A 10,660-nucleotide genomic window follows, 5' to 3' on the forward strand; every position below is an offset into this window, starting at 1 on the left:
TCATCGGACAAAACAGCGCGGTTGTGGAACTTGCAAGGTAAACTTTTACAAGAATTCAAAAAGCATCAGGACAGTGTCAATAATGTGAGTTTTAGTCCCGACGGCAAAACCATCGCCACCGCCTCATCGGACAAAACAGCGCGGTTGTGGAACTTGCAAGGTAAACTTTTACAAGAATTCAAAGGGCATCAAGGCAGTGTCTGGGGTGTGAGTTTCAGTCGCGACGGCAAAACCATCGCCACCGCCTCTGATGACAAAACAGCGCGGTTGTGGAACCTGCAAGGGCAGCTTTTACAAGAATTCAAAGGGCATCAGTCCAGTATTTATGAAGTAAAATTTAGCCCTAATGGCAAAACCATCGCCACCGCCTCCTTGGACAAAACAGCGCGGTTGTGGCCTGTGGAGAATTTAGATGAGTTGTTGGTGCGGGGTTGTGGGTGGTTGCAACTTTATTTAAAGAATCCGAATGTGAATTTGAGTGAGAGCGATAGGCATCTCTGCGATGATCTGAAGTGAAGGCAGAGGGCAGGGGGCAAAAGGCAGAAGGGAAGAAATAAGGATAAATGGAGATTATTTGATCGGTGCGATCGCCTGTGATATTTCCCAGCGATCGCCTTTACTGTAAGTCGGGTTAAGCCAGAGAAACTCGTCAAAACGACTTTGAAGACAATCAACACGATGTTGAAGACGATCAACACGATGTTGAAGACGATCAACACGATGTTGAAGACGATCGACACGATACCAATTTGAAATTATGAAAAGTGCGTAGACACGAAGCGGCTTGTCGTCCGACATCGCGTTTGTGAGTTTGATCGTAATGTTAGCGAGTAGTGCGATCGCATTTGTTGATTGATTTCAGGCGATCGCCTTTGCAAAATCAGTTCTCTTGCTTGATTTATAGGTTGAATTTACCGATACTGAATAATTGCAGGTATTGAGCCAAAATCAACATGAAATCTCTGCATCGTCCCGATCTCTATGGTTGGTCTCATTTCAATCCGGCAAGAAATATAGATTTCAATGGAGTTGCTTGGATTCGTCCCGGTGGCAATATCCTGATTGATCCAGTAGCTTTATCGAACCATGATTGGAATCACCTAGAATCCCTTGGTGGTGTAGCTTGGATTGTACTAACTAACTCCGATCATGTCAGATCGGCTCAAGAAATAGCCAAACAAACTTATGCCAAAATAGCAGGGCCAGTAGGAGAAAAAGATAATTTCCCCATACATTGCGATCGCTGGCTGGCTGATGGTGAGGAAGTAGTCCCAGGATTGAAGGTGATTGAACTTAAAGGTTCTAAAACTCCGGGTGAACTAGCGCTGTTGCTAGAGGAAACAACTTTAATTACTGGGGATTTGGTGCGCGCCCATAAAGCTGGTACGTTAACAATCTTGCCAAATGAAAAGCTGTGGAATCTAGAAGAAGCAGTTGCATCAGTGCAGAGATTGGCAGAATTGACTCAGGTAGAAACCATTTTAGTCGGAGATGGTTGGTCAGTTTTTCGAGATGGACGCGATCGCTTAAAAGAACTTGTGGCAACTTTGTGAGTAGGTTGGGGCAATTGTCAAGTTAGAAATTAATTGTAATTATTATTTACAGCTTGTTACATTTTGCCCTGACTTGGTAACAGCCCTAGCATCACCATACTGCTAAGGGCGTATACCTTTGTATATAGGCTACAGCGAGTGTAAACTGAATTGCCTAAGCAGTTTCAGCCGGAAATTGCAGAAATTTGAGCTAAAAAAATCTGCAATGAATATTGCTTTGTCTACGCTAATAGTGTTGACTATATCCTGGCTTACTAATATTTTGCTTAGTCAATTTCTTATTGAGTTGTTTAGGTATTTTTACAGCCTAAAGCTTGAAAAAGTAACAAGCTAATTTTGAGATTAATACGCTATTATCGACAAACAATTACAAAAAGTTGCTATTAAGAGTCTGATTAAAATCAACTCTATAGCAGTCCTAATGAATTTGTGAAACCTTTTTAGGCAAAGCATTACTCACAGATTTATGTTTTGGTAGGCAATGCCCAGCCTATAAGATTATGGTTTTTTCACTAATGCTTTAGGACTACTATCACATCTTAAATAGAAGAGGATAATAAAATGGTTAAAACTATAAGCGGTATAGCTAACTATACGGCTACCGACCTCGATCGATTTGTTGAAGATCTAAATCGAGACGGAATTTGTGTAATTCGCGGTGTTTTTGATAGAAACCTAATTGGTGAGTGGGCACAAGCTTTTGATAAATTATTTCGAGATCGTCAAAATCAACCCGGTGGGTTAGCTCCCCGGGAAATTGCCCGCTATTATCTGACATTACCTTGGATTTCCCCGTTTGCTAATACAGAAGTTTTCGCCAATCCCGTGATTATGGGTATTCTGGAACGGGTATTTTACCAAGAATACGTTATGGTTCAGTTGGGTGTTGATGTTCCTTTCCAGGGTTCGGATTATCAGGAAACCCATCGGGACTATCGCACTCTATTCACGGATAACATAGTAACGCCGCTTTACGCCTTAGCAGTTAATTTCCCACTTGTAGAAGTAACCTCAGAGAACGGCCCGTTCCAAATGGCGCGTGGAACCCATGTCATACCACGGGAAGAAGGACTCAGGAAAATTGCCACTGGTGAAATTCCGATGGAATCTTTTTATATGCAGCCAGGTGACGTAATGATTCGCACGCCTTTGGCGTTGCACCGAGGTTCACCAAATCGCACCAGCCAGCCAAGACCGATGGTAGTTATGGGTTACGTTATGCATTGGCTGCACACGCCAAAAGTGGATTTAACTCTTGAGCGAGATTACTATGAAAGCCTACCAGAGAAGTTGAGACAGATGTTGCGCTGTCAGGTAGTCGATCAGTTACCAAAGGAAAAAGTAGAAACTTACGTAAACTTCAAGTACTAAAAAATCGTAGGGTGGGCAATGTCCACCCTACGTGCTTAACCAGTACATAGATAGAGGAAACAAGCAGAAAAATTGGGGAAGATTTGTTATTTTCATCCTGCTTAAAACTGTTACCGAAATGCTAACTTACAATAATCCAGTCTATGAAGACTATTTTGCCGATCCGTTTGTATGGGAGTACCAAGGTGTGTACTATGCGATCGGAACTGGCCCGGCAGAAGCGGAAGGAATGATAGACGAAGTAGCCCCGGTGGTAGGCATTGACTCTACTAAATTACGTGTTTTTCCGCTGTTACGTTCCTTCGACTTGGTGAATTGGCATTTTGTTGACAACGCACTGTTGCGACCAGACCCGGCCCTTGGTGATAATTTTTGGGCACCTGAAGTTACTTATTACGACGGCAAGTTTTATCTCTACTACTCTGTGGGACATGAGGATAAAAATCATCAATTGCGCGTAGCTGTCAGCGATCATCCTGTGGGGCCATATCAGGATACTGGCAAACCGTTAGTAGATCCTCAGTCTTGCTCTTTTGCGATCGATCCTCACCCATTTCGCGATGACGATGGGCAGTGGTATCTATTTTACGCCCGTGATTTTCTAGATACAGAAGGCGGTGTGCGTGCTGGTACGGCGCTGGTTGTAGACCGGCTTGAAGAGATGACAAAGCTTTCCGGTGATGGCAAAGTCGTCTTGCGCGCGCGTTCCGATTGGCAGCGGTTTTTAGCCAACCGTTTGATGTATGGTGAAATCTTTGATTGGCATACTTTGGAAGGTCCCTGTGTTCGCAAACATGAAGGTCGGTACTACTGCTTTTATAGCGGTGGACGCTGGGAAACTGAAAATTATGGTGTCGATTATGGAGTTGCCGACAATGTAATGGGGCCTTACTCGGATGCAGGTAACGAAACAGGGCCAAGAGTGCTGCGGTCTGTGCCAGGTTATGTAATGGGGCCTGGACACAATTCAATTGTGCTGGCTCCGGATGGCGAGACTGAATACATTGTCTACCATGCTTGGCCAAAGAATATGGCAGCACGGCAAATGTACTTAGATAAACTCATCTGGACAGCAGATGGGCCAAGTTGCAACGGTCCCACCTGGACGCCACAGACTATCGATACTAAGACGGGGGGACGCAGGGGAAATGATGATTAGCTGATGCGGAGATTACAGGAGTCAGTGCGATCGCTATTGATTTTCTATTTTTCCTTTTTGTCCAAACGCGCTTTAATATCGGCAGCAAAGTCTTCATATCTTCTCAGGGGAGTCACCTGTATCTGAACATGCTGACCATTTTTCTGCATGATGGGTAAATCCAACAGAATTTGATCCAGCACATCAGGAGTAGGAACATTAACAATCGCAATTACTCTTCGGACGCCAACACATTTCCATAAGTCTACAACTACCCCAGCCTCTTTTGCTTTCAGGGCAGCATCAGCTTCTTCTGCCCAAATTGCAAAAAGTTCTGCCTGAGATGTTTCATCAGCATACTCTACTTGAAAATCTAAGTGATATAGCATAATTAACTTCCCTAACTAACCAGTAGATATACTACCTGAGGAAGATTATATATTTAAGGGTATTGAAAATGCTCAATTATGCTACCTTCTTGCTTTTGGGTAAGGAGCGTACATTGTTTAATTTGTAAATTTTCGGAAACAATGCACTTTACCCCACAATTCCAGTTAGTGAGATATTGATCCCATTCCAGAATTACCCAGATTTCCCACAAGCCATTTGCCAGTTTTTGCGAGTTTATCCCAAAGTAATCTCCGTTGAGATATTGTTCAGTTGGGATACCTAATATCGTTAGTTGATTTACACAAGCACGAAATAATTTCTCGTTATCCATTAGTTGAGCACAAAACTAGTGATGCGCTAAAGTTTGTACAGCATATACTCAATGCCATTGACTAGTAATACCCCAGTCTATTTGCAAAAATATTGGAATCTATATATGGGATTCTTATTTGTTTTTTGAAATATCTGTGGATGGGTATTGCACAGCATATCCGGTTTTGCTGAGCATTACCTCTACAATAAGTAAGATTTTTCATAAATGGCTTTAGAACAACTATATAAGATAACAATTGCATTTTTATAGTAGTTATGTGATGCCCTGTTAAACACTGCTCGTTCATACAGCAGAGATCAGTTAGAGTAATACCAATTCACGAAAATCTTGATACATATAGATTTCGCGTAGGGGTTTAGCAATGCTAAACCCCTACCCAGGTATTTTTATCATCATTAAAGTGAAATGGTATAAGCACCCTAGAAGGCTTTTAGGTTTTTGCAAATATTTGGCGAGCATAACTAATTCACTGAAGATGATATTACTGAATTCAGCAAACCATGAGAAAAAATAGGTTTGATAAATATTATTTTTAACTTTAATTATTCGCCAATCAATCCGTAAAGCTACTGTTTTGATAGTAGGAAATTGTTAGTCTATATTTATATTTTTATAGTTATTATTACTGATTAATATTGCCTTAACTGTTTTATCTGATTAAATAAGATGAAATATGATTTTTACTACTGAAGCTAATACTAATGGTTGTAAATAATTTCTGTTAACAAATGTATATTGGAATATCTAGGATTCATACTTGATTTCTGAAAGATACGTAGGGGAACCCCTGCGTACCCGTCACTAGCTCCCCTACATATACACAGATTTTTCAATAATCAAATCGGATTCCTATAGCAGTACTATTTGATTTGTGAAAAAAACAAGTACACCTGTACATCGTTATTTCCTGTTCCCTGCCTCAACAAGTAAGTTCACAACTGATTTAGGATTGCTTAACTATATAATTTACAGCAAGTTGCTGTATAGTAAAGAATTTTTATTGTTGTGGGCGGGCGATCGCTACCTACGATGTGTGTCCTGATGATTTGAAAGTGGCTGTATTTGTCTCACTAATCACCTGCGCGATCGCCCTAACTAAATCTTGTGGTGCTACGGGTTTAGCAATATGCAAGTGAAACCCTGCGATTATAGCTTGGCGTTGATCGTATTCTCCGGCATAGGCGGTAAGTGCGATCGCAGGCATTTGTTGCTCTGGTGGTAGCATTCTAATTTGCCGCATCAGCGCATAACCATCCATATTTGGCATCCCAATATCGCTAATCAGCAGATTTGCTTGATACCGTTCGAGGATGATAAATGCTTCTACTGCCGATGCTGCTACTTTCACCTCTGCCCCATACTGTTCTAAAATCATCGCCAGTAAAGTTCGGATGTCGGCTTCATCGTCTACAACTAAAATTCGTAACTGGCTCAAATCACAGGGTTCAAATAGTCGTTCATGATTCTGAGTAGGTGGTGGGTCATTGGTTGTTAATGGTAATCTAAGTTTAAAGGTTGCACCCATGCCCTCACCTGCACTTTCGGCTTGGACTGTACCACCATGCAGTTCGGTAAGATGGCGAGCGATCGCTAGTCCCAAACCTAAGCCACCAAATTGTCTGGTAGTTGTGCCATCTTCTTGACGAAAGCAATCAAATACATAGGGTAGAAACTGGGGAGCAATGCCTTTACCAGTATCTCTTACCTGAATCTCAGCTTGATTGCCAACTTTTGCCAATCGGATTTCTACCTCTCCGCCAGATGGAGTAAATTTCACAGCATTCGAGAGGAAATTCCAGATAACCTGTTGCAGGCGCACCGTGTCACCTAAAACTTGCCCAACATCAGCGTCCAGAATGATTTGAATTTGAAGATTTTTGGCTTCGGCTGCTAAACGCACTGTTTCTAAAGCAGCTTCGATCATTGTCGCCAGATTCACCACCCCAACATTTAAAACAATTTTGCCTTGTAAAATCCGCGAGATATCTAACAAATCTTCAATCAGTTGCGTTTGCAATCTGGCATTGCGCTCAATGGTTTCCAAGGCTTGCTCAGTTTTTTGCTGGTCTAATCTGCCTGTCTGGAGTAGGTTTGTCCAACCTAAAATTGGATTCAGGGGCGATCGCAATTCATGAGAAAGCACTGCCAAAAATTCATCTTTGATGCGGTTGGCTTCCTGTGCTTGTTGATATAGTTGAGCATTGTCTAATGCCAAAGCCGCCCGATAGGCTAGCTCTTCTGCTAAAACTAAATCTGCATATTGATAATAGCGGCCAGACTCACTTGTTGTACACAAAGTTAAAGTTCCCAAAGTCCGGCCGCGGGCAATAAATGGCACAGTCATCAGAGAATACAACTTACAGCTTTGGATAAATTTCAGATGTTCAGGACTCTGAGCCGCCGCTTGCATCCACTCATCCGTAACTTCTGGAACAAATATGCTTTTACCACTCTTGATTGCAGCAATAACTGGGTGTGTCTCTAAGTCTTGGGGTGGCAGATAATTTTGGACTTGACTAAACCAAGCCTGTTTGTCGGGGTTGCGCTGTTGTGAGGCGACGCGCTGAATTTTGCCATCGGTAGCCACAATATCAATAAAGCAATAATCAGCCAAAGTTGGGATAATCAGACGAGCAATGTTTGCCAGGGTTTTTTGATAATCTAAAGAACTTACTAATACAGCACTTGCTTGTGCGAGCAACTGTTGCGCGAGTTCTAAGCGCTTGCGATCGCTAATATTAAACAGTACCCCCTTCAGACCAATAAACTGCCCTTGTTGATCGCAGATTACCTGTCCTCGCTCTTCTACCCAGATCGTTTCACCGTTATCTGGTCGAATAATGCGAAACTCAGAAGTGTAACTTCCCAAGGAAGCGATCGCCTGTTCCACCTTTGCTTGATAAAATGGTAAATCCTCGGGGTAAACAAGATTCCAGCGTTCTTCTCCTCGCTGAGTTAGCATTTGCGGCGGTATACCCAAAACATCACAGGCTGTTTGTGAGCGCTCGATCGCATCTGTGCTGCGGTTCCAAGTCCAAGCAACCATGCGGGCAGCTTTTAATGCCAGCCGCAGGTGTTCTTCACTCTCGCGCAGAGCTTCCTGTGCGCGTTTGCGCTCGGTAATATCTCGACAAATTGACTGCACAGTCGGCAAGCCGTTTAATGTAAATAGTGTTGCACTCACCTCAACACAAAGGTGGCGGCCATCTTTTGTGGTGTGAACAGATTCTACAATAATACGTTTTTCGGCTAGTAGCTTTTCGACATGAGCTTTGGGATTAATTGCGGGTGAGCCAATAATATCGGCAACTGACATTGTTAGCAGTTCTTCGCGGCTATAGCCTAGCTTTTTATAAGCCTGCTCGTTGACTTCAATTAATTTTCCGGGTTGATAGTCAGGAGTCAGATGATACACCAGCACCCAATCTTCCATACCATTAAACAAAGTGCTGAAGCGTCGTTCTCGTTCTCGTAGCGCATCTTCAGTTTGTTCGCGATCGCGCAAGGTGGCTTGGCGTTCGCTGATATTCTCAACCATTGCAAAGCAATAATTCAGCTGTCCTTGTTGGTCAAAAATAGCTGTAGCATTAAGATGTACCCAGATAATCTCGCCATTTTTGGTGATGTAGCGTTTCTCAATTTGGTAACTAGAAATTTCACCTTTGAATATCTGCTGGGCACAATTCACATCAGCTTCTACATCTTCAGGGTGAGTAATATCTGCAAAGGTCAATTGACATAATTCTTGCTCGCTGTAGCCCAACATTTCACAGTAGGCTTGATTAGCTTGCAGAAATTTACCGTTAATATCAATTAGACTCACTCCTAAAGGAGATGCTTCAAATATTTTACGAAAGCGTTCTTCATTATCACGCAATGCCGCTTCTGTGCGTTTGCGCTCTGTAATATCTTCAGCCGTGCCCAAAATTTGATGGATTCCTCCCTCAGCGGTGCGGCTAAATACAGTATCGCGGCTGCTAAACCAACGCCATTCACCATTAATATGGCGCATTCGATACTCTATATCCAGGTAACTGCCATCTGCACAGGCGTTCAGCCGTTGAAGGTGAACAGCCATAATTGCCAAGTCATCTGGATGCATGACTTGAGCCATAAACTCACGCCCCATCGCCAAAACTGTTTCGGGTGGGTAACCTAAAAAATCGCGCGATCGCGCATTAATGTAGATATTTCGCTGCTCAACCACATCATAGAGATACAACAACCCTGGACTCATTTGTGCCAGCAGTTCCATAAAGTTGGATCTCTCTTCTAATGCCTGCTCTGCTCGCTTCCGTTCAGTAATATCAATAGTTAAAACAGATACACCGTCGGCAAACGGATAAGCTCTACTCTCCAACCAGCCTGCTTGCCTTGGGCGGTGATGCTCAAAATGTACAGACTTTTGTTCAGCGATCGCTCGGTGTAATTGAATATATATCTCGGTGTCAATTATGCCTGCAAATAAGTCCCAAATATTCTTGCCTAAAATTTCATGCTTAGGCATTCCTAACATTTTTGCCTGTGGCTCATTAATGTAAGTACAACGCCACTCACGATCTAGTACCCAAAAACCGTCACTGATGCTTGTGAGAATGCTTTCCCAGTATTCAGGTGCTGCAACAGGCGGCAAGCAAGCTATGTCACTAGTTCTATTCACCGTTGTTTCAGTGATTTGCGCTTCAGTTGCTTTGCTTTCCTCCGTCACAGATCCCTCTCCTTATTTTTCTGTCAAGTCTTTTTTGAGAAGCTGTTGGCTCTCAACTTGCAATACTGCACAGTCAGAGTTACTCAGTTCCTCAAAGACAGATGCCAATTCTGCCTCAATTTTAGTGGAGAGGGTTGTACCCGAGCATTTACTTAATGGTTGATTTTACTTAATATTTTGGGAATACATCGACAAGTGATGTCTGACGACAAATTGCTTTGCATCTACGCACCTATACTAAACCGCGTCTACTTTGAAAACCATAGTTTTTTCTTGATAGGGGTTTGCTCCCAAATCCTATACTGTTCCCCGTTCCCCGTTCCCTGTTCCCTTTTGAAAAACTTCAGTTCTCAATTTGGGCGAAGTTTAATTTGATATTAATCATCGTCTTCATCCGCAGTATTTTCTTTTTTATTGTGACCTCCCTGGCTAAAAAATGAGCGATTGAGTCGTTTAACTCCACTCAGGGTTATTAGGGTTAGTACCCCTCCCAATAATCCCATTTGCCACAAACCGCAGCCTATCGCTGCTCCCAATCCCGCCGCAGTCCAGACACAGGCGGCTGTAGTTAAGCCGCGGACTTTTGGCACAGTAGATTTTCTTGGAGACTCTTGCAGAATCAATCCAGCACCGAGAAATCCCACACCAGTAGCTACACCTTGAATTGTGCGACTCAATGCATTGGTAGCTGCATAGGGACTGTCGCCTTCAGCCTGCAACGGTATCATCACAAATAGTGCTGCTCCCATACTTACCAACATAAATGTTCTCATTCCTGCTGGTCTACCTCCTTGCTGACGGTTCAATCCAATCATGCAGCCTACTATCAATGCCAGAGTCAGTCTGAATGCTATATGTAGCCAATCATCGGCAGTAATAAACATCGGTCCCATTGCCTTATTACTCCTAGCGATAAAACTGAATTTTGCGCCTATTCTCAGTAGGCTAGAGGCTAATCATAATCTTGAGAAACATTTAGCTCGAGTCACATAACTGTAGAATTACTACACGTTAAAATTAATTTAACAAAATTTATCTATCTATAAGTAAATTACTATACCCGAAATAAGCATAAGGCTCTTCCTCTTCCCGACATAATTTTCCCAACTATAGGACTCATATTTGATTTTTGAAAAAAACTCAGTACAGTTTTATTCCTTCTTCCC

The 10,660-nt window shown here is 42.6% G+C and carries 9 protein-coding genes; 4 read left to right on the top strand and 5 right to left on the bottom strand.

Annotation, left to right across the window (positions count from 1 at the left end; translation table 11 throughout):
• Nucleotides 1-516: WD40 repeat domain-containing protein (locus BV372_RS03895; protein WP_143844958.1), on the top strand; the 516-nt coding region annotated here is incomplete at its 5' end.
• A gap of 54 nt (nucleotides 517-570) precedes the next feature.
• Here the strand turns inward: BV372_RS03895 and BV372_RS35000 are convergent.
• Nucleotides 571-798, bottom strand: coding sequence for a hypothetical protein (locus BV372_RS35000; protein ID WP_143844960.1), 228 nt, complete (start codon nucleotides 796-798; stop codon nucleotides 571-573).
• Nucleotides 799-953: 155 nt separating this feature from the next.
• Here BV372_RS35000 and BV372_RS03900 point away from each other — a divergent pair, with 155 nt between their 5' ends.
• The 3 genes from BV372_RS03900 (at nucleotide 954) to BV372_RS03910 (ending at nucleotide 4,083) form a co-directional block, all read left to right on the top strand.
• Entirely contained in the window at nucleotides 954-1,553 is a 600-nt protein-coding gene (locus BV372_RS03900) for an MBL fold metallo-hydrolase (protein ID WP_086683560.1), read from the top strand.
• A gap of 561 nt (nucleotides 1,554-2,114) precedes the next feature.
• On the top strand, nucleotides 2,115-2,924 hold the full coding sequence (locus BV372_RS03905) for a phytanoyl-CoA dioxygenase family protein (protein ID WP_086683563.1): 810 nt from the start codon (nucleotides 2,115-2,117) through the stop codon (nucleotides 2,922-2,924).
• A gap of 31 nt (nucleotides 2,925-2,955) precedes the next feature.
• Nucleotides 2,956-4,083, top strand: coding sequence for a glycoside hydrolase family 43 protein (locus tag BV372_RS03910; RefSeq protein WP_256973079.1), 1,128 nt, complete (start codon nucleotides 2,956-2,958; stop codon nucleotides 4,081-4,083).
• A gap of 44 nt (nucleotides 4,084-4,127) precedes the next feature.
• On the opposite strand, the gene BV372_RS03915 is transcribed toward BV372_RS03910, so the two are convergent.
• From BV372_RS03915 to BV372_RS03930, 4 genes are all read right to left on the bottom strand, one after another.
• Nucleotides 4,128-4,451 (bottom strand): muconolactone Delta-isomerase, encoded by a 324-nt coding sequence (locus tag BV372_RS03915; RefSeq protein ID WP_086683569.1) that lies wholly within the window; start codon nucleotides 4,449-4,451, stop codon nucleotides 4,128-4,130.
• A 53-nt stretch (nucleotides 4,452-4,504) separates the two neighbouring features.
• The gene (locus BV372_RS03920) at nucleotides 4,505-4,783 is read right to left on the bottom strand and encodes a hypothetical protein (protein ID WP_086683572.1); all 279 of its coding nucleotides are present in this window, start codon (nucleotides 4,781-4,783) and stop codon (nucleotides 4,505-4,507) included.
• Between the two features lie 1,027 nt (nucleotides 4,784-5,810).
• On the bottom strand, nucleotides 5,811-9,494 hold the full coding sequence (locus BV372_RS03925; RefSeq protein WP_086683576.1) for a PAS domain S-box protein: 3,684 nt from the start codon (nucleotides 9,492-9,494) through the stop codon (nucleotides 5,811-5,813).
• 377 nt (nucleotides 9,495-9,871) lie between these two features.
• A complete protein-coding gene (locus tag BV372_RS03930; protein ID WP_086683578.1) occupies nucleotides 9,872-10,387 on the bottom strand; it encodes an MgtC/SapB family protein in 516 nt (171 codons plus the stop codon).
• Nucleotides 10,388-10,660: the final 273 nt, after the last annotated feature.

This window comes from Nostoc sp. T09, assembly GCF_002154695.1.
Lineage (GTDB): Bacteria > Cyanobacteriota > Cyanobacteriia > Cyanobacteriales > Nostocaceae > Aulosira.

Coding starts and splice junctions, on each gene's coding strand:
- BV372_RS35000 (WP_143844960.1), bottom strand. CDS start 798: ATGTCGGACGACAAGCCGCTTCGTGTCTACGCACTTTTCATAATTTCA.
- BV372_RS03900 (WP_086683560.1), top strand. CDS start 954: ATGAAATCTCTGCATCGTCCCGATCTCTATGGTTGGTCTCATTTCAAT.
- BV372_RS03905 (WP_086683563.1), top strand. CDS start 2,115: ATGGTTAAAACTATAAGCGGTATAGCTAACTATACGGCTACCGACCTC.
- BV372_RS03915 (WP_086683569.1), bottom strand. CDS start 4,451: ATGCTATATCACTTAGATTTTCAAGTAGAGTATGCTGATGAAACATCT.
- BV372_RS03920 (WP_086683572.1), bottom strand. CDS start 4,783: ATGGATAACGAGAAATTATTTCGTGCTTGTGTAAATCAACTAACGATA.
- BV372_RS03930 (WP_086683578.1), bottom strand. CDS start 10,387: ATGGGACCGATGTTTATTACTGCCGATGATTGGCTACATATAGCATTC.